Below are 18,381 nucleotides of genomic sequence, written 5' to 3'. Positions count from 1 at the left end.
CGGGAGTGGATCATCTGACGAGGGCTGAGTGCCACCGGTGCCGCCCGGCCCGTCCGGGCGCACGGTCAGGTGGTCGGGTCCGGGCTCCACCCCGGCGGCCGCAGGATCCCGAGCAGTTGCCGGACCAGTTCCTCCACGACCTCGTCCAGCGTCGCGGCCACCCAGCCCGCGCTCCAGTCGTGGAGCAGGCCGTTGACGCTGCCGATGAAGCCCGTCGCGGCGAGACGGTAGTCACGCGCCGCCGCCTCCCCGCGCTCGGCGGCCGCCTGGGCCTCGGCGACGATGAGGTCGATCCAGCGGGCGCGGCGCTGGAGGCGCTGCTGCTCCAGGCGCGGGCTGACGCCGATGATCTCGACGAAGGTGATGCGGATCCTGCGCGGGTCGGCGGTGACGTTCCCGGCGTACGCGTGGAAGATCGCGGCGGCGCGTTCGACGAGCGGCAGGTCGGCCGCGTCGGCCGCCGCCTTCAGCACCGCTTCCTCGGCCCAGTCGTTGACCTGCAGGTGCAGTGCGGCCAGGACGTCCTCAAGGGTGCGGAACTCCTCGTAGAACTGGCGCGTCGACAGCCCGGCGGCCTCGCTGAGCGCCGCGACCGTGGTGGAGCGGTAGCCGGGGCTGTCGCCGAACATCCGGAGCGCGGCGTCGAGGAACCGCCGACGGCGTTCGGCCTGCCGTTCCTCCGCGGTCTTCCCGGCGTAGCGGCCGGTCGGCGCCTTGAGTCTGCCCGGCACCCGCCCTCCCTTCCTTCGATGAAGGTCAATTTTGTCGTGTACGCAGTCTTGTGCAGAAGGCCCACCCTTCCTTACTTTGCAGTAAGTTGATTCTGAAAGCATCCCTATTCAGTTTCTCGGCTCCACTTTTGGCATGTCCTAGTCACGACACCGCCCACTCCAGAGGAGGGAGCAGTCATGCCTGCCTTCACCACCAGGCACCTGTGCTCCGTAGCCGCCGCCCTCGCCCTGACCGTGACCGCCCCCGCGACCGCCGCCACGGCCGCACCGGACTCCCCCGCCGGCCTGCGCGAGGTGCTGTTCGTGGGCAACAACTGGGACGGCACCGCCGACGTCATCCGCTCCTCGGGCGACTTCGCGAAGCTCGGCCGGATCAACGTCGTCCCCGACAAGGAGGAGCGGCTGGCCGAGATCCACGCGAACCCCGTCCGCTGGGCCTACTTCATGGCCATCCGCAACAGCGTCGGCGAGGGCCACGACCAGTTCGTCGACGACATGTACTCCACGCCGGACGGGAGGTCGGTGGTGGTCTCCCGGCCGAGCTTCGCCGACGTCGTCGCGATCGACCTCGCCACCGGGCGGATCAACTGGCGCTTCCCCGTGTCCGGTTACCGCTCCGACCACATGGCGGTCTCCCCCGACGGCACCCGGGTCGCCGTCTCCGCCTCGACCGCCAACACCGTGCACGTCCTGGACATCACCACCGGCAAGCAGCTCGGCTCCTTCGCCACGGGCGACAAGCCGCACGAGAACATCTTCACCAAGGACGGCGCGTACATCTGGAACATGTCCATCGGCGACGTGAACACCGCGCTCGACGCCCCGTGGCTGGACTGGACGAAGGGCGACCGGCGCATCACCGTCGTCGACGCCAGGACGTACCGGCAGGTCAAGGTGATCGACATGCGCGAGCGCCTGGACGCGATCGGCCTGGGCGACCACTCCGACGCCGTCCGGCCCGCCGCCTTCTCGCCCGACGAGTCCAAGCTGTACTTCCAGGTGTCGTTCTTCAACGGCTTCTTCGAGTACGACGTCGCCACCGACAAGATCACCCGGACCAAGACGCTCCCGAAGAACCCGGCGACCAGCGAGGACCGCACCACCTGGGTCAACGACTCGCGCCACCACGGCATTTCGATGAGCCCGGACGGCGGCAAACTGTGCGTGGCGGGCACGATGGACGACTACGCCACGGTCGTCGACCGCGCGACCCTGAAGGAGGGCCCGCTCGTCACCACCTCCAAGCCCTACTGGGCCACGGTCAGCGGCGACGGCAGGAGCTGCGTCGTCTCCGAGAGCGGCACCGACCAGGTCACGGCCATCGACTTCGCCACCGGGAAGAAGACCGTGTCCGTGCCGGTCGGCGACCACCCCCAGCGCGTGCGTCTGGGTCACGTGGAGGCCGGCTGGACCGGACCGTCCACCCGCTGATCCCTAGTCGGCCTCCTTCGCGGCCCACGCCGACAGTTCGGCGCGGGCCGCGTCCATCAGCTCCGCCGGAGGAGCCGCCGCCCCGTTGGTCACCAGCGCGAAGTGCGCCACGCCCGAGTCGGGCGCGGTGAGCAGCAGGCGGCGGCTCCCCGCACCGCCCGGTTCCGCGGCCACGCCGATCGGCGTCCGTGCCGTGTACGGCGGCGGGGCGTGCACGGCGCCCAGGTCGGAGACGACGGTGGTCGACGAGGCCGGGAAGGACGCCGGCAGGTGCAGTTCGGTGGGCGCGTCGCCGCCGTCCGAGCGCCACAGCAGCAGCCCGTACTGGCCGGAGCCCACGAGCTTGCGCAGGTTCGGCAGTGAACTGGGCACCGGGTTCCAGGTCAGGGTCGTCGAGCCGTCGCGGGAGCGGTCCTCGTAGGTGAAGGCGAGCGTCGTCCCGGCCGTGGCGCTCGGGTAGAGGCGGTCCAGGAGCCGGGCGTCCTGACGCAGTGCGGGATTCCCCGAGTCGTCGAGGCGTACGGCCGACAGGTCCTCGTCGTTCCAGGCGTCGCCGGCGGTGAGCACCTTGTCGGGGTTGCCGTTCATCAGCTCGTGGTGGCGTCCGTGGTAGATGTCCCACTGCCACTGCGTGCCGGACAGCACCGGACCGGAGGACGCCGGATCGGACCACCAAGCGGCCCCTTCGAGGCGGGAGTCCAGCGCCTGGTACATGGCCTTGAGGACGGTCGGCGCCTTGTCGGAGACGGCGCCCGCCAGCGGATGGCCGAACTCGCTGACCACGGCGGGCGTCCGGGCGGCCGCCGCCCGGTCGCGGACCGTGCCGAAGTCGCCCGCGTACTGGCCGTCCCCCGCCTTGCCGGGCATGAAGATCCCGGAGATGGCCTTCTGGTCGTAGAAATGGGTGTTGAACAGGTAGCGCGGCCCCAGCGTGCCGGCGTCCAGCAGGCCGCCCTGCTGTTTCTGGAAGTCGAGGTTGGCGTTCCAGAAGAGGTTGGGCTCGACGAAGGCGGGCTTGTCCCGCCAGCCGGCGGCGTCCATGCGCGCCCGGAACCTCTCGTAGAAGGGCCACAGCACGTCCCGTTCCCAGGCGCGGCTGGTCTGGCCGGGATCGTACGTTCCGGCGTGCGGTTCGTTGTAGGGGTCGAAGCCGACGACGCTCGTGAACTGCGCGGCGGTCAGATGCCGCCGGATGTACGCCATCGTCTGCTCGGCGGTGGCGAGGAAGGCGTCCTGCACTCCGTGGGCGTTGTGCCAGAAGTCGTACGACGCCCGCTTCACGGCCTCGTTCTGGGTGATGTTCTGGCCCCAGAAGAAGCAGATGCCGCAGGCCTCGTCGGGATAATTCCCGGCGTCCACCGCCCACTTGGGGGCACCGTCGCCGGTGTACCAGCTGTCGGCGTCGAAGAGGTGGCGGGAGTAGAGGTCCTGGTGGAAGTCGGGGTAGACGCGGACGCCCGCGTCGAGGAACGCGCGCATCTGGTCGGTGGCGGCGGCCAGGTAGGCCGTGTCCACCTGGCCGCGTACGGGCTCGGCGTGGGCCCAGGACAGCAGGAAGCGGACCGTGTTGCCGCCGCCGAGGGCGCGCAGGGCCCGCGCGGACTTCCTCGCGTCGGCGACCGAGGCGAAGGGCAGGCCACCGTTCTCCTCCAGCTTGGTCTCGCCGGAGACGTTGTATCCGCGCAGCACGATCTCGCGACCGTGGGCGTCGGTGAAGCGGCCGTCGCGCACCGTGATCGGGGTCTCGTCGAACCAGAGGGAGCCGGGCAGCGTGGCGGCGGTGGCGGGCGACCCGCCCCCCGCCGTCAGGAATCCGCAGAGGACGACCAGGACACCAGACAGCCGCGTACGTATATTCGGCATGTCCACTACAGTCCGGCGATATCAGGACACCGTCAACACCTCTGACCCCGGAGTAAGTTCAGTCTCGGCCACCTCGGCCCCCCACTCTGCGCGTCACGTTCAGCAGGTACTCCTTCCTGTTCAGCGGGTTGTGGTCGGTGCGTGGCCGCCGGGGGACGCTGCCGTGCGTGACGGGCGCGTAGTGGTCGAAGGAGCTCTCCCACACTCCCTCGCCCCGGGTCAGTCCGGGCAGCCGTTGCTCCACCGCGTGGACCCGCGCGGCCGGCACCATGCCCTCCAGAACGCAGGTGTCGCCCCGCGTCTCGGTGCTCCGCGGCACGGCCCCGAGCCCGGCCAGCGCCGGCAGCAGGGCACCCGCCGTGTCCGCCGGGGCCTCGACGCGGAACCGGTGCATCGGCTCGTGCACCCGGGTGCCGGCCCGGCGCAGCGCCTCGATCAGGACCAGTGGGGTCAGGCCGCGGAAGTCGGCGCCGGTGCTCGACATGCTCTTGTCGAAGCCCTGGTGGGCGTGGCTCTGGCGGGGTGAGTAGCCGCTGTGGGTCATGGTGACCGTGCAGTCGGCGACCTGCCAGCCGCTCAGGCCCTGCCCGAGGGTCTCGCGCACGGTGTCCTCGACGGCCTTGAAGAAGGCGTACGGCATGGATCCCAGCTCCACCTCCAGCCGGAAGCGCACGCCCGAGCCGACCGGGGCGGGGTCGACGCGCAGGCCGACGGTCGCGAGGAACGGGTTCGGGTCCTTCTGGTTGAACTCCACGGCCGCTCCCGTGCCCACCGGACGCTCGATGCACAGGGGCGTCGTCTCGCGGAAGGTGACGTCCAGGCCGTACTCGTCGGCGAGGGTGGCCTGAATGACCTCCTTCTGCACCTCGCCGTACAGGGACACGGACGTCTCCTGCCGTGCCTCGTCGTGGCGCAGACCGATCAGGGGGTCCTGTTCGGCCAGCTGGGTGAGCGCGAGGTGGAGCGCCGGCTTCGGCACGCCCGGGCCGGGGACGACGACCGTCTCCAGGGTGGGCGGCGCGAAGAAGGGCTCGTGCGCTTTGCGGGGTTCGCCGAGTGCGTCGCCGATCCTGATGTCCGCGAGGCCCCACAGCTTGGCGATCCGGCCCGCCGGCACGGCCTCGGCACGGGCGTCGGTACCGCGGTCGAAGACGCTGACGGCCGTGATCCGGCCGTCCTCGCGGTCCGGTCCGAAGGGAATACGGTCGCGGACGCGCAGCGTGCCGGAGAACATCCGCGCGTACGCGATCTTCTCCCCCGCCGGCCCGCGTTCGACCTTGAAGACGGTGCCGGAGACCGGCCCGTCCGGGTCACCGCCCGCCGGAGGCAGCAGGTCCCTGATGCCGGACAGCAGGGCGGCCACCCCCGCGCCCGTGATGGCCGAGCCGAGATACACCGGGTGGATCAGGGCCTGCCGGGTCTGTGCGCGGAGCGCGGCGCGCAGACGGGTGTCCGTGACGGTGTCCTCGACGTACGCGGCGAGCAGGTCGTCGTCGTGCCCGGTGAGGACGTCGACGGCGGCGGCCGGGTCCAGGCCGGGGACGAAACGGGCCGCGCGGGTGCCGGGGCCGGTGGCCGTGCCCATCGGCACGACCGCCGGTGTGAGGCGCGCCGAGACCGCCCGCAGCACCTCCTCGGTCCGCGCGCCACGCCGGTCGATCTTGTTGACGAAGAGCAGGGTCGGGATGCGCAGCCGCTGCAGCGTCCGCAGCAGCACCCGTGTCTGCGCCTGCACGCCCTCGACCGCGGAGACGACGAGCACGGCGCCGTCGAGGACGCCGAGCACGCGCTCCACCTCGGCGATGAAGTCCGGGTGGCCGGGGGTGTCGATGAGGTTGACCGTCACGTCGTCGAGGGGGAAGGAGACGACGGCGGACTTGATGGTGATGCCGCGCTGCCGCTCCAGCGCGAGGGTGTCGGTACGGGTGTTCCCGTCGTCGACGCTGCCGACCTCGTCGATGACGCCGACCGAGTGCAGCAGCCGCTCGGTCAGGCTGGTCTTACCGGCGTCGACATGCGCGAGGATCCCGAGGTTGAGTACGTGCACGACGTGTCATGTCCTTCGGAGAGTGGGCCGTTCCTTCCTGGGGGGACATGAACGGTGCGCGCATCTGTGCTCCTCGGGACTCGACGACGTCGTCCCGTGCAGTGCACCAGACCGGCGGGGACGATCACAACGGATTTACGCGCGACGGGCGGCTGCCAGGTGCCGGCGCCCGGCGGGGTACCCGGCAGGCGTGCCCGCGCGGCGGAAGGAGCGGATCGTGCGTGACATCCTCCCGGTGCTCGGCCGCTGGTACGCGGCCCGGCTGCCGTTCGGCCTGGCGACCGTCGTCGACGTCAGCCGCAGCGCGCCGCGCGACCCGGGCGCGGCGATGGCCGTCGGCCCGGACGACGAGGTGGTGGGCAGTGTGTCCGGGGGGTGTGTCGAGGGCGCCGTGTTCGAGCTGGCGAAGGAGGCCGTGGCGAGCGGCCAGGCGCGGCTGGAGACGTTCGGCTACAGCGACGAGGACGCCTTCGCGGCCGGGCTGACCTGCGGCGGCGAGATCACCGTGCTGGTGCGTCCGGTGACGCCGGAGCTGGACCCGTCCTTCGGGGCCGTCGCCGCGTCGGTGCTGGCGGGCGAGCCGGTCACGGTGGCCACGGTGACCGGCGGCCCGGCACCGCGCGGCGCCACGCTCGCCGTCTGGCCGGACCGGGCCGCCGGCACGCTGGGCGCCACCGGCCTGGACGCGGCCGTCACCGCGGACGCGCGCGGCGAGCTGGCGCTCGGCGCCACGGTGCTGCGGCACTACGGGCCGCGCGGTCAGCGCCGCGAGGACTCGGTCGGCGTCTTCCTGCGGTCGTTCGCGCCGCCGCCGCGCATGCTGGTCTTCGGCGCGATCGACTACGCGGCGGCCGTGGCCCGCATCGGCGACTTCCTCGGCTACCGGGTCACCGTCTGCGACGCCCGCCCGGTGTTCGCCACGCCCCGCCGCTTCCCGGAGAGCGTCGAGGTGGTAGCCGAGTGGCCGCACAGCTACCTGCGCGGGACGGGCACCGACGAGCGGACCGTGATCTGCGTCCTCACCCACGACCCGAAGTTCGACGTGCCGCTGCTGCAGGAGGCGCTGCGCCGGCCGGCCGCGTACATCGGGGCGATGGGCAGCCGCCGGACCCACGCCGAGCGTGTGGAACGCCTGGTGGAGGCCGGGCTCGGCGAGCGCGAGCTGTCCCGGCTGCGCTCTCCGGTCGGGCTCGACCTCGGCGCCCGTACGCCCGAGGAGGTGGCCGTGTCGGTCGCCGCCGAGATCGTCGCGCTGCGCTGGGGCGGCAGCGGTGCCCCGCTCACCGCGACGCAGGGGGCCGTCCATCCGCCCCGCGAGCGGGGCCCCGGCCAGGAAACGTGAGCCGGATGCCGTCAGGGGGTGTGAGCCGCCCTGCGGTGGGTAGGTGGCGCCTCATCGGATGAGGCATGCATGTCCTCAGCGACACCTCCGAGCGTGGGAAGGAGGTCCGTGACAGCGCACTCTCGCAGCGCCCGGGCCGCTTCCACCGACATGAAGCGGCCCGGCCCTTTGTGATCACGCTCCCCGTACGGCAACGGAACCGCGTCGGTCACCGGCGCGGCGGCAGCCGGTGCAGTTCCACGTCGCCGAGGCGGCCGTCGGCGACCGTGACGGTCATGTACGTGCAGTACGGCTGACGGCGGCGGTCGGTCGGAGAGCCCGGGTTGAGCAGGCGCAGACCGGTGGGGGCGGTGGTGTCCCAGGGGATGTGGCTGTGCCCGAAGACCAGCACGTCCAGATCGGGGAAGCGGGCGGCGCAGCGCGCCTCGCGGCCCTGCGCGGGGCCCGTCTCGTGCACGACGCCGAAACGCAGGCCGCCGAGTTCGGTGTACGCCACCTCGGGCAGCCGGGCACGCAGCTGCGGTCCGTCGTTGTTGCCGTACACGGCCACCAGCCGGCGGCTGCGGCTCTCCAGCAGGTCGAGAGTGGCCGTGTCGACCCAGTCCCCGGCGTGCAGGACGACGTCCGCGTGCGGGAGTTCGGCCAGCAGCGGGGCGGGCAGTTCCCTGGCCCGCTTCGGCAAGTGGGTGTCGGACATCAGGAGCAGACGCACGGAATCAGCCTAGAGGGTGGCGACCGTCCCGCACTCATGCGGACGAATCGGCATGCCGTGGGCGTCCGCTCACGGATCGTCGAACTCGGTGGCGCCGCGGCCATCAACCTCTCCGCGAGCGTGACCGACGTCGTCCTCCTCGACGGGGCGAACGGGACCGCCGGATGAAGCGGATCACCGCGCTGCAGGTCCCCACGTACGGCGCCGCCTGGCTGGACGCCCCGGCCGTCGCCCCGCTGCCGCACCGCAGGTGCGGGCGGCGCCCTTGCACGTCCTGCCGCGCGGCGGCGTCGTCGACCTGCTCCGGCCCAACGGCCCGGCCCCGGCGCCGCGATGGACCGTCACCGCGTCATGGGCCCAGCAGACCTCGTGCGGGATCGACGTCGTCGCGTTCGTCGTGGACGACGACGAACAGGTCGCGTGCGACGAGGACTTCGTGTTCTACGGCGCGCCGGAGAACCCGGCCGGGACGGTGCGGCTGCACAGCGACGGGCCGACCGAGCAGACCGTCGGCGTCGACCTCACCGCGCTGCCGCCCGCGGCCCGCAAGGTCGTCGTCGCGGCCGCCGTCGACGGCGCGGCCACCTTCGGCGACATCGGCGCGATCCACATCGCCTCCGGACCGGGCACCAGCTCCGCGCCGCTGGCCCAGGCGACGCTGGACGCCGCCACGACCGAGCGCACACTGCTCCTCGTCGAGCTGTACCGGCGCGGCCCCCTGTGGCGGCTGCGCACCGTGGGCCAGGGTTACGATCACGGCCTGGACGACGCCCTCGCGCGGGCCTACGGCGTCGACGTCGCCGACTGGCCCGGCGCCCAACGCGGCGCGGACGGGGGGCAGTTGCGCGGCCCGGGACCCGGTCGGCGATGATCACGGCACGGTCTCGGGGAGCGATGGAAAGGTGAGGCGGGACCGCGTGCAGGGTTAGCATCAGGCAACACGCACCAAACCCGCACGTCAACGGCAAGCGACCCGAAGGGGCCCGGAATTCCGATGCCGGTCAAGGTCAGCGTCATCATCCCGGTCTACAACCCGGGGACGTACATCGAGGACTGCATCTCCTCGTTGCAGCGGCAGTCCCTGCCGCCCGACGAGTACGAGGCGATCTTCGTCGACGACGGTTCCACCGACGAGACCCCGGCCCGGCTCGACGCGCTCGCCGCAGAAGACCCCCGGATGCGGGTCATCCACCAGGAGAACTCGGGCTGGTCGGGCAAGCCCCGCAACGTCGGCATCGAGGCCGCCCGCGGCGAGTACGTCATGTTCGTCGACAACGACGACTACCTCGGCGACGAAGCCCTGGAGCGGATGTACGACTACGGCGTCGCCAACGACGCCGACGTCGTCATCGGCAAGATGGCCGGCAAGAACCGCGGGGTGCCGGTGGAGCTGTTCCGCCGCAACCACCCACGCGCCACCGTCGACAACGCGCCGCTGATCGACAGCCTCACCCCGCACAAGATGTTCCGCCGCGCGTTCCTCGACCGCATCGGCCTGCGCTTCCCCGAGGGCAGACGGCGCCTGGAGGATCACGTGTTCGTCACGGAGGCGTTCCTGCGCGCGGACAACATCTCCGTGCTCAGCGACTACGTCTGCTACTACCACATCAGGCGCGACGACGCCTCCAACGCCGGCTTCCAGCGCTTCGACCCCGTCGGCTACTTCACCAACCTGCGCGAGGCCCTCGACGTCGTCGAGCGCTACACCGAGCCGGGTCCGCTGCGCGACAAACTGTTCCGCCGCTGGCTGCGCGTGGAGATGGCCGAGCGGCTGCGCGGACGGCGGCTGCTGGCGCTGCCGGACGACTACCGCAGGGAACTGTTCACGGAGATCCACAAGGTCGTCGTCGAGCGGTTCGGACCGGGCGTCGCGGCGGGGCTGCAGCCGACGCAGCAGGTCGTCGCCGCGCTGACCGCCGCCGACCGCTACGACGACGTCGTGTCCTTCGCCGAGTGGGAGGCCGGTGTCGCGCCCCAGGCGGCCCCCCGCACCGTGGAATGGGACGGCGGCACGCTGCGGATCGGCTTCACCGCCGAGTACGCCTCCGCCGGTGAGCCGATGACGTTCCCCGCCGACGCTGCCCGCACCCCCCTGGAGGACACCCCGAAGGACGTCTCCGAGGCGGTCGCCTGGGTGGGCGCGGAGACCGCCGCCCGCTTCGGCCAGGCCACCGCGGACCTGCTGCTGCGCGAACGCGCCAGCGCAGCCCAGTACTTCCAGCCGGTCGAGTTCACCCGCGAGACGGTTGCCGTCGACGACGGCGAGCAGGTCCGGCTGGTGCTGCGGGCGACGGCCACCGTCGATCCGGCCGCCCTGCCGGAAGGCGGTGTCTGGGACGCCGTGGTCCGGGTCAAGCTGGGCGGCTGGACCAAGGAGTGCCGCCTGGGCCCGGCCCCGCGCGCGAGCCGCCCCACCCCGCCCGCCGGGGTCGTCGACGGCCGCGCGGTCCTGCCGTACTGGACGGAGCCGCACGGCAATCTCTCCCTGGACGCCTCGGCCGACGGCAAGCGTCTCGGCATGGGCCGCGTGAGGCGCTCGGACGTCACCGTCTCCGGCGACCGCCTCACGGCCCTGTTGCCGCTGTACGTCCCCGGCGACACCGAGGTACGGCTCAGGCTCACGTCGGCCGGCAGGTCGGCGCACGTGTCCGGCACCCTCTCCCCCGCCCCGGAGGGACCGGGCGCGCTCCTCGTGGCCAGGCTGCCCTCCGCCCGGGCCCGCGGGACCTGGCGGCCCGCGCTGTGCCTCGCCCCGGACGCCGCCGAACCGCGCTTCGCGGTGCTGCCGTTCGCGCTGCGCGGTGTGCCCGGCGGGCTGCGGGTGGTGCCGGTGCCGCAGCCGGGTGTCGTACGGCGGCTGGTGCGCAGGGCACGGCGCGTGCTCGGCGCCGCCCGTGGAAAAGTGATGTCCGGCGTCAACTCCAAAGGACGGTAAGGCAATGCGACCCCTGGGAATCGAAGGCGCCTGGGTGCTGGAGCCCAAGGTCTTCCCGGACGACCGGGGCAGCTTCCACGAGTGGTACCGCGGTACCGAGTTCCGCGAGGCCCTCGGCTACGACCTTCAGCTCGCGCAGGCGAACTGCTCCGTCTCGCGCCGGGGCGTACTGCGCGGCGTGCACTTCGCCGACGTGCCGCCCGGCCAGGCCAAGTACGTCACGTGCCTGCGCGGCGCGGTCCTCGACGTGGTGATCGACATCCGGGTGGGCTCCCCCACCTACGGACGGTGGGAAGCGGTACGGCTCGACGAGGACACCCGGCACGCGGTGTTCCTCGCCGAGGGCCTCGGACACGCGTTCATGGCGCTGACCGACGACGCGACGGTGGCGTACCTGTGCTCGACGGGCTACGCGCCCGAACGCGAGCACGGCATCCACCCGCTGGACCCGGCCCTCGGCATCGAGTGGCCCGAGGGCATCACGCCGGTGCTGTCCCCGAAGGACGAGCAGGCGCCGTCACTGGCCGAGGCCGAGCGGACGGGTCTGCTGCCGTCGTACGAGGCCTGCCGCGCGTACTACGAGGAGCTGCGCGGCGGGCGGTCCGCCGGCTGACGGCACCGCGCTGCGGCAGGACGGCGATGTCCTGCCGCAGCGCGCGGGCTCAGCGGCTGACGCCGACCTGTTCCAGGGCGCGGCGCAGCGGCTCCCAGCCCACGGAACGGGGCAGGCCCCGGTTGCGGGCCTGGATGAGCGCACGCCAGAACCCGGCCTGCAGCAGCGCCTCCGGCGGCACGGCCCCCGCCCGCTCCAGGATCGCCTCGGGCACCTTCTGCGGGTCGGGCACCTCGTACTCGGCGATGATCTCGTCGTACTTGTCGTGCAGCACGGTGTTCTTCGGGTCGGCGCCGAAGACCACCAGCTGGCCGGTGGGCTGCGTGTCGACCTGGACGGCCACCAGGTCGGGGCGGTACCGGTGCAGAACTTCGATGATCTTGTAGACGTCGCCGGTCCAGGCGTTGGTGTGCCGGTCGCGGGCAGCCTCGTCGACAGTGCGCGGCAGCATGTCGTCGAAGACGATCACGCTGGCCCAGTCGGAGTGCTTCTCGACGTTCATGAAGTCGCGCAGCGCGTACTCGAACAGGTGCATGCCGTCGATGAACGACAGGTCGAGCGTGGTGCGGCGCCAGTAGCCGAAGGGGCTGCGGCCCCGGCGCAGGTTGCGCAGGGGGTGACGGCCGCCCTTGAGGTGCTGGAGGGGGTTGTCACGGGCGAAGAAGTCGTCACTGGTGGCCTTCACCAGGTGGACGTCGCACTTCAGCTCCGAGACCACCTTGAAGGCGGGGTCGATCGCGATGCTGGGCACGCGGGACAGCCGCAGGCTGCGGCCGTCGTTGACACCGATCTCCAGGTAGTTGCGGTTGGCGCTGACCTTGTGCAGTTCCCGGAGGAACTCGTGGCGTTTCACGAAGGGGACTCCTTGCGGATGCGGGGCAGTGCTTCGTCCAGGGCGGCGCGCCAGTGGCGCAGCGGGGGCAGGCCGGTCTCCTGCCACCTCTCGTGCGCGAGGGCGCTGTAGGCGGGGCGCGGCGCGGGCCTGGGAAAGGCCGCGCTGGTGGTGGGCCGCACCCGCTCCGGGTCGGCGCCGATCAGGCGGAACACCTCCCGGGCCAGGTCGTACCAGGTGGCCTCGCCGGAGCTGGTGGCGTGGAAGACGCCGTGCACGTCGGGTCCGACGCGGGGGCCGAGGTCGGCGATCCGCTCGGCGACGTCCGCGCTCCAGGTCGGCTGCCCCCGCTGGTCGTCGACGACGTCGACGGTGTCACGGCGGGCTTCGAGGCCGATCATCGTGCGGACGAAGTTACTGCCGTGCACCCCGTAGAGCCAAGCGGTTCTCACGATCACGCTGGACTCGGGCAGTTCCTCGCGCACGGCCAGCTCTCCGGCGAGCTTGGTGCGGCCGTACGCGGTGCGCGGGGCGGGCGGGTGGTCCTCCGGGTAGGGCGTGTGGGCATCGCCGGGGAAGACGTAGTCGGTGGAGACGTGCACCAGGCGGGCACCGTGTACGGCGCAGGCGCGGGCGAGCAGGCGCGTCCCGTCGCCGTTGACGCGCAGCGCGCGTGCCTCGTCGGTCTCGGCGTCGTCGACGGCGGTGTACGCGGCGCAGTTGACGACGAGGTCGGGGCGGTGCTCGCGCAGGGCCGCATCGAGCGTCTCGGACCGGGTGATGTCCAGGGCGGCGCGGTCGAGGCCGGTCACGTGCTCGCCGCGCCGGTTCAGTTCGTCGACGACGTCCCGGCCGAGCATGCCGCCCGCGCCGGTGACCAGCCACCTCATGCGCGCTCCTCGGCGACGCGCCGCTTCAGCGGTTCCCACCAGGCGCGGTTGTCGCGGTACCAGGCGACGGTCCGGGCGAGACCCGTGGCGAAGTCGTGGCGGGGGTGGTAGCCGAGTTCGTCGCGGGCCTTGCTCCAGTCGACGGAGTAGCGCAGGTCGTGGCCCTTGCGGTCCTCGACGTGCTCGACCATGTCCCAGGTCGCCCCGCACGCCTCGAGGAGCAGGGCGGTCAGTTCCTTGTTGCTCAACTCGGTGCCGCCGCCGATGTTGTAGACCTCGCCGGGGCGGCCCTTGGTGCGTACGAGGTCGATGCCGAGGCAGTGGTCCTCGACGTGCAGCCAGTCGCGGACGTTGAGGCCCTCCCCGTACAGGGGGACCTTCCTGCCGTCGAGGAGGTTGGTGACGAACAGCGGGATGACCTTCTCGGGGAACTGGTGCGGTCCGTAGTTGTTGGAACATCTGGTGACCCGCACGTCCAGGCCGTGGGTGCGGTGGTAGGCCAGGGCGAGCAGGTCGGAGGAGGCCTTGGAGGCGGAGTAGGGCGAGTTGGGGCTCAGCGGGTGGGTCTCGGGCCAGGAACCGGACGCGATGGAGCCGTAGACCTCGTCGGTGGAGACGTGCACGAAGGTCCGCACGCCGTGGCGCAGGGCGCCGTCGAGCAGCGTCTGAGTGCCGAGGACGTTGGTGCGGACGAAGTCGGCGGCGCCCTCGATGGAGCGGTCCACATGGGACTCGGCGGCGAGGTGCACCACCTGGTCGGCGTCGGCCATGAGCTTGTCGACGAGGGCGGCGTCGCAGATGTCGCCCTGTACGAACTCCAGCCGCTCATGGCCGAGTTCGAGGTTGTCGAGGGTGCCCGCGTAGGTGAGCTTGTCCAGCACGGTGATCCGCGGCGCGTCGGGCGCGTCGGAGTCGAGCAGCATGCGGACGTAGCGGGAGCCGATGAACCCGGCGGCGCCGGTGACGAGGAGGTTCATGAATGGATCTGCACCTTGCTGTGGTCTCCGAGGACGAATCGGTGGGCGCTGGGGACGCTGGGTGCCGGCGTCACCTCGACGTGCCGGCCGATCAGCGAGGCCTCGATCCGGCCGACGCCGAGGATGGAGGAGTCCCGCAGCACGATGGAGAATTCCAGCTCACTGTCGGTGATCCGGCAGTTCTCCGCGATGGAGGTGAAGGGCCCGACGTAGGAGTTGTCGACGACGGTTCCCGACCCGATGACGACGGGACCGACGATGCGTGAGTTGACGACCCGGGCGCCCGCCTCGACGACGACCCGGCCGATGGTCTCGGAGGCGTCGTCCACGTCACCGTCGATACGGCGTGGGAGGCCTTCGAGAACCGTGCGGTTGACCTCCAGCATGTCGCCGACGTTCCCGGTGTCCTTCCAGTAGCCCTGGATGACCGTGGAGCGCACGTCTGCGCGGGTGTCTATCAGGTGCTGGATGGCGTGGGTGATCTCCAGTTCGCCGCGCCAGGAGGGCTCGATGGCGCGCACCGCCTCGTGGATGACGGGCGTGAACAGGTAGACCCCGACCAGGGCGAGGTCGCTCTTGGGCCGGTCGGGTTTCTCCTCCAGGCCGATCACCTGCCCGGACGCGTCGAGTTCGGCGACCCCGAAGGCGCGCGGGTCGGCCACGCGGGTCAGCAGGATCTGGGCGTCGGGCCGGTTGCGGCGGAACTCCTCGACGAGGCCGGTGATGCCGCCGACGATGAAGTTGTCGCCCAGGTACATCACGAAGTCGTCGTCGCCGAGGTAGTCCCGGGCGATCAGCACCGCGTGCGCCAGCCCCAGGGGTTTGTCCTGGGGGATGTAGGTGACCTTCAGGCCGAACTCGGAGCCGTCGCCGACCGCCTCCTCGATCTCGGCCGCGGTGTCGCCGACGATCATGCCGACGTCGGTGATCCCCGCTTCGGCGAGTGACTCCAGCCCGTAGAAGAGCACCGCCTTGTTGGCGACGGGCACGAGTTGTTTGGCCGATGTGTGGGTGATCGGCCTGAGCCGTGTTCCGGCGCCGCCGGCGAGCACGAGAGCCTTCATCTGCCTCACCTTAGCCGCACTACGGCGGAACGGAACAACGCCTGTTTACTTGTTGATTACGGCGGGTTGTCGCGGCCGTCGGCCGTCAGTCCTCGCCTCTGACGATGTTCCCGTCCGGTCCCGGGAGGGGCGTGCCGGGGGCACCGCGGTCCTCCACGGCGGGCAGGCAGGTCCGCAGCGCGTCCTTGCCGCGCAGCCGGCGGGCCCTCGCCCAGCCTGTCTCGGGTCGGCGGGCGACGGGCTTCTCACTCGTCTGTGAGGTCACGACTCATCATCTTCCTTCTGCATCCGCTGCTCGTTCGAGTCCCCGGCGCCGACCCGGACAAACCTGCGGGGCGGGGCCGTTCAACAGGCTCCGGCTCGGGGAAAAGCCCCGGTCACACCGTCGGTGCGGCAACGGCAGGACCGGCGGAACGAGTTGGCCCGGCGAGCACCACCGAGCTCGCCCGGCCGGCTCCGCGGCTCCGGTGCGGACCGCGCGACGCGGCGGTCCTTTCCTCCGGAGTCCCAGGACCGCCGCGTCGTGCGGTCCTGGGGCTCCGGTGCGGGCCGTACGACGCGGCGGTCCCGCACACCGCCCGGCGGGGCAGGTGTGCGGGACCGGGTGCCGCTGTCAGGTGTTGGGCCGGGCCGCGCTGATGTCACCCAGTGCCGACTCGGGATCGCGTTCCATGGCCAGGTCGCCGAGGGAGACGATGCCGACCGGGTGCCCGTGGTCGACGACCGGGATGCGGCGTACGGAGTGCTCGCGCATGAGCTCCACCGCGTGGTCCAGGTCCTCGTCGGGCGTGACGGTCACCAGGTCGTCGCTGCAGGCGCCGGCCACGGTGGTCTGCTCCGGGTCGCCGCCCTCGCACAGGGACCGGACCACCAGGTCGCGGTCGGTGACCAGGCCGCGCAGCTCGTCGCCGTCCGTCACCAGGACGGCTCCGAGGTCCTCGTCGCGCATGATGCGGGCCACCTGGGCGACGGAAGTCTGCGGCTCGACGGTCACCGGGTCGCTGGTCATGATGTCGCGGACGTGCTGAGCCATGACGTGCTCTCTTTCCTCGGTCTTCCTCTGGGTCCCACGGTGCCCGCAGGGTTGCTCCCGGGCTCCCGCGGATCTCCGCGTGTTCTCTCGGATGCGGGCTCCGGGTACCCGTGGGCGCGTCCGGATCACCAGGCGCGGGCCGCTTCCAGCAGGCGGTCGCGTACGAGGGCGACGTGCGGGTTGTCGGAGGTGCCCGGCCGCTGCACCAGGAAGCCGGTGTTGATGGGCGCGTCCGCGGGTTCGTCGAGGAGGACGAGGGCGCCGGAGGCCAGTTCGCCGGCGCACAGGTAGCGGGGCAGCACGCTGAATCCGGCACCGGCCGTGACGAGGGCGAGGACGGCCCTGAGGTCGGGCGCGGAGACGGCGGCCCGGCAGTTCAGGCGTCTGCCGAAGACGTGCCGCCAGTAGCGGCGGACGATCGGCAGGTCCTCGGCGTAGGAGATCAGCGGCACGTCGTGCAGCGCACCGGGTCCGTCGGCGGTCAGGCGGTCCCGGACGCGGCCGGCCCAGACGGGCGCGGCAACCAGGACGAACTCCTCGTCCGTCAGCGGTGTCGCGGACAGCGCGCGGCCGCGTGGCCGGGTCGTGGCGATCACGAGGTCGTGACGGCCCGCGCGCAGTTCGTCGAGCAGCGGGTCCGTCAGCCCCATGCTGACGCGCAGCCGCACCCCCCGCGTCACTAGCGGGGCCAGCGCGGGCAGCGCCCGGGTGGACAGCAGCTCGGCGGGCCCGGCCAGGTGGACGGGTGCCGGCCGGGTCCGGGCGGGCGTGCCGTGCCCGGTGGCGGCGGCGAGCGCGTCGAGCGGGGCGGCGATCCGCGTGGCGAGCTCGTCGGCGACGGCCGTGGGAGCCACCCCGCGCGGCAGCCGCTCGAACAGCTCGCGGGCCATCTGCCGCTCCAGCGAGCGGATCTGCGTGGTGACGGTCGGCTGGGACAGTCCCAGCAGCTGCGCGGCGGCCGTGAAGGACCCGGACCGGTACACGGCCAGGAACGTGCGCAGCAGGTTCAGGTCGGGCTGCGCGGGGGACACGGGCGGGTCGCTGTGGCTCACAGGACCTGAGCCTAGGACAAGCGATCCATGAACATCCCTATGGCAGCCATAGGCTTTGACATTGGAAACGCGAGGGGGTGAGGCCCTACCGTCGAGGCATCGCTCGAGGCAAGGAGAAGCACCACCATGTCGAAGATCCTCTTCGTCGTCACCGGCGCCGACCACTGGACCCTGGCGGACGGCACGCAGCACCCCACCGGGTTCTGGGCCGAGGAGGCCGTCGCTCCCTACGAGGCGTTCAAGGCGGCCGGTCACGAGGTCGTCGTGGCCACGCCCGGCGGTGTCGTGCCCACCGTCGACCGGGCCTCGCTGGCCCCCGAGATGAACGGCGGGCAGGAGAACGCCGACCGGATCGCGAAGGCGCTGGACTCCTTCGCCGAGCTCCGGCAGCCGGTCCGTCTGGAGGACGTGCGCCTGGACGACTACGCGGCGGTCTTCTACCCCGGCGGCCACGGCCCGATGGAGGACCTCGCCGTGAACGCCGACTCCGGTCGGCTGCTCGTCCTCGCCCTGGAGTCGGGCAAGCCGCTCGGTGTGGTCTGCCACGGCCCGGCCGCGCTGCTGGCCGCCGTGCGGGAGGACGGGAGCAACGCCTTCGCGGACTACGAGGTGGCCGCGTTCACCAACGCCGAGGAGACCCAGGGCGGCCTCGCCGGCCAGGCGAAGTGGCTGCTGCAGGACCGTCTCACCGAGGCGGGCGTCTCCGTCCGCGCCGGTGAGCCGTGGGCTCCGCACGTGGTCGTGGACCGCAACCTGGTCACCGGCCAGAACCCGGCGTCCTCCGCGCCGCTCGCCGAGGAACTGCTGAAGAAGCTCGACTGAGCGAGGAACCGGTGAAGACGCCCGGCTGTGCGAGGCA

General features: G+C 71.9%; 16 protein-coding genes and 1 pseudogene. 6 read left to right on the top strand and 11 right to left on the bottom strand.

Annotated features, from left to right (window positions below; translation table 11 throughout):
- Nucleotides 1-65 precede the first annotated feature (65 nt).
- A complete protein-coding gene (locus ACFPZJ_RS32810) occupies nt 66-731 on the bottom strand; it encodes a TetR/AcrR family transcriptional regulator (protein WP_381029316.1) in 666 nt (221 codons plus the stop codon).
- 177 nt (nt 732-908) lie between these two features.
- Here ACFPZJ_RS32810 and ACFPZJ_RS32805 point away from each other — a divergent pair, with 177 nt between their 5' ends.
- The gene (locus ACFPZJ_RS32805; protein ID WP_381029314.1) at nt 909-2,162 is read left to right on the top strand and encodes a YncE family protein; all 1,254 of its coding nucleotides are present in this window, start codon (nt 909-911) and stop codon (nt 2,160-2,162) included.
- Between the two features lie 3 nt (nt 2,163-2,165).
- On the opposite strand, the gene ACFPZJ_RS32800 is transcribed toward ACFPZJ_RS32805, so the two are convergent.
- Both ACFPZJ_RS32800 and ACFPZJ_RS32795 read right to left on the bottom strand, forming a co-directional pair.
- Nucleotides 2,166-4,025 carry a cellulase family glycosylhydrolase gene (locus ACFPZJ_RS32800; protein WP_381029311.1) on the bottom strand — a complete coding sequence of 620 codons (1,860 nt, stop codon included), beginning with the start codon at nt 4,023-4,025 and terminating at the stop codon, nt 2,166-2,168.
- A 58-nt stretch (nt 4,026-4,083) separates the two neighbouring features.
- Nucleotides 4,084-6,072 carry a GTP-binding protein gene (locus tag ACFPZJ_RS32795; RefSeq protein WP_381029309.1) on the bottom strand — a complete coding sequence of 663 codons (1,989 nt, stop codon included), beginning with the start codon at nt 6,070-6,072 and terminating at the stop codon, nt 4,084-4,086.
- Between the two features lie 217 nt (nt 6,073-6,289).
- Here ACFPZJ_RS32795 and ACFPZJ_RS32790 point away from each other — a divergent pair, with 217 nt between their 5' ends.
- Nucleotides 6,290-7,414: an XdhC family protein gene (locus ACFPZJ_RS32790; protein WP_381029306.1), complete on the top strand. Its 1,125-nt coding sequence runs from the start codon at nt 6,290-6,292 to the stop codon at nt 7,412-7,414.
- Nucleotides 7,415-7,622: 208 nt separating this feature from the next.
- Here ACFPZJ_RS32790 and ACFPZJ_RS32785 read toward each other — a convergent pair whose 3' ends face one another.
- Nucleotides 7,623-8,126, bottom strand: coding sequence for a metallophosphoesterase family protein (locus ACFPZJ_RS32785; protein WP_381029304.1), 504 nt, complete (start codon nt 8,124-8,126; stop codon nt 7,623-7,625).
- Between the two features lie 66 nt (nt 8,127-8,192).
- Between ACFPZJ_RS32785 and ACFPZJ_RS32780 the strand changes: the two are divergent.
- The 3 genes and pseudogenes from ACFPZJ_RS32780 to rfbC form a co-directional block, all read left to right on the top strand.
- A pseudogene (locus ACFPZJ_RS32780) lies at nt 8,193-8,931 on the top strand (TerD family protein); the annotation flags it as partial.
- Between the two features lie 189 nt (nt 8,932-9,120).
- On the top strand, nt 9,121-11,061 hold the full coding sequence (locus ACFPZJ_RS32775; RefSeq protein ID WP_381029300.1) for a glycosyltransferase family 2 protein: 1,941 nt from the start codon (nt 9,121-9,123) through the stop codon (nt 11,059-11,061).
- A gap of 4 nt (nt 11,062-11,065) precedes the next feature.
- Nucleotides 11,066-11,674, top strand: a complete 609-nt coding sequence (gene rfbC / locus ACFPZJ_RS32770) for a dTDP-4-dehydrorhamnose 3,5-epimerase (protein ID WP_381029297.1) — start codon at nt 11,066-11,068, stop codon at nt 11,672-11,674.
- A 49-nt stretch (nt 11,675-11,723) separates the two neighbouring features.
- On the opposite strand, the gene ACFPZJ_RS32765 is transcribed toward rfbC, so the two are convergent.
- The 7 genes from ACFPZJ_RS32765 to ACFPZJ_RS32735 form a co-directional block, all read right to left on the bottom strand.
- Complete coding sequence (locus ACFPZJ_RS32765; RefSeq protein WP_381029294.1) at nt 11,724-12,527, bottom strand: class I SAM-dependent methyltransferase; 804 nt, start codon at nt 12,525-12,527, stop codon at nt 11,724-11,726.
- On the bottom strand, nt 12,524-13,396 hold the full coding sequence (gene rfbD / locus ACFPZJ_RS32760) for a dTDP-4-dehydrorhamnose reductase (protein WP_381029292.1): 873 nt from the start codon (nt 13,394-13,396) through the stop codon (nt 12,524-12,526). Before rfbD ends, ACFPZJ_RS32765 begins: the two co-directional genes overlap by 4 nt.
- Nucleotides 13,393-14,373, bottom strand: coding sequence for a dTDP-glucose 4,6-dehydratase (rfbB, locus tag ACFPZJ_RS32755; RefSeq protein WP_381029290.1), 981 nt, complete (start codon nt 14,371-14,373; stop codon nt 13,393-13,395). Before rfbB ends, rfbD begins: the two co-directional genes overlap by 4 nt.
- Nucleotides 14,370-15,437, bottom strand: a complete 1,068-nt coding sequence (locus ACFPZJ_RS32750; protein WP_381029287.1) for a glucose-1-phosphate thymidylyltransferase — start codon at nt 15,435-15,437, stop codon at nt 14,370-14,372. The genes rfbB and ACFPZJ_RS32750 overlap by 4 nt, the downstream gene beginning before the upstream one ends.
- A gap of 85 nt (nt 15,438-15,522) precedes the next feature.
- Nucleotides 15,523-15,702 carry a hypothetical protein gene (locus ACFPZJ_RS32745; protein WP_381029285.1) on the bottom strand — a complete coding sequence of 60 codons (180 nt, stop codon included), beginning with the start codon at nt 15,700-15,702 and terminating at the stop codon, nt 15,523-15,525.
- 348 nt (nt 15,703-16,050) lie between these two features.
- Complete coding sequence (locus tag ACFPZJ_RS32740) at nt 16,051-16,470, bottom strand: CBS domain-containing protein (protein WP_381029283.1); 420 nt, start codon at nt 16,468-16,470, stop codon at nt 16,051-16,053.
- Between the two features lie 125 nt (nt 16,471-16,595).
- Complete coding sequence (locus tag ACFPZJ_RS32735; RefSeq protein WP_381029280.1) at nt 16,596-17,522, bottom strand: LysR family transcriptional regulator; 927 nt, start codon at nt 17,520-17,522, stop codon at nt 16,596-16,598.
- Between the two features lie 126 nt (nt 17,523-17,648).
- On the opposite strand from ACFPZJ_RS32735, the gene ACFPZJ_RS32730 reads away from it, so the two are divergent.
- A complete protein-coding gene (locus ACFPZJ_RS32730; protein ID WP_381029277.1) occupies nt 17,649-18,344 on the top strand; it encodes a type 1 glutamine amidotransferase domain-containing protein in 696 nt (231 codons plus the stop codon).
- Nucleotides 18,345-18,381 lie beyond the last annotated feature (37 nt).

Source organism: Streptomyces bullii (genome assembly GCF_042657145.1).
GTDB lineage: Bacteria > Actinomycetota > Actinomycetes > Streptomycetales > Streptomycetaceae > Streptomyces > Streptomyces bullii.
Note: the sequence above shows the minus strand (reverse complement) of the source record. Positions and strands in the feature narration are given on the sequence as shown.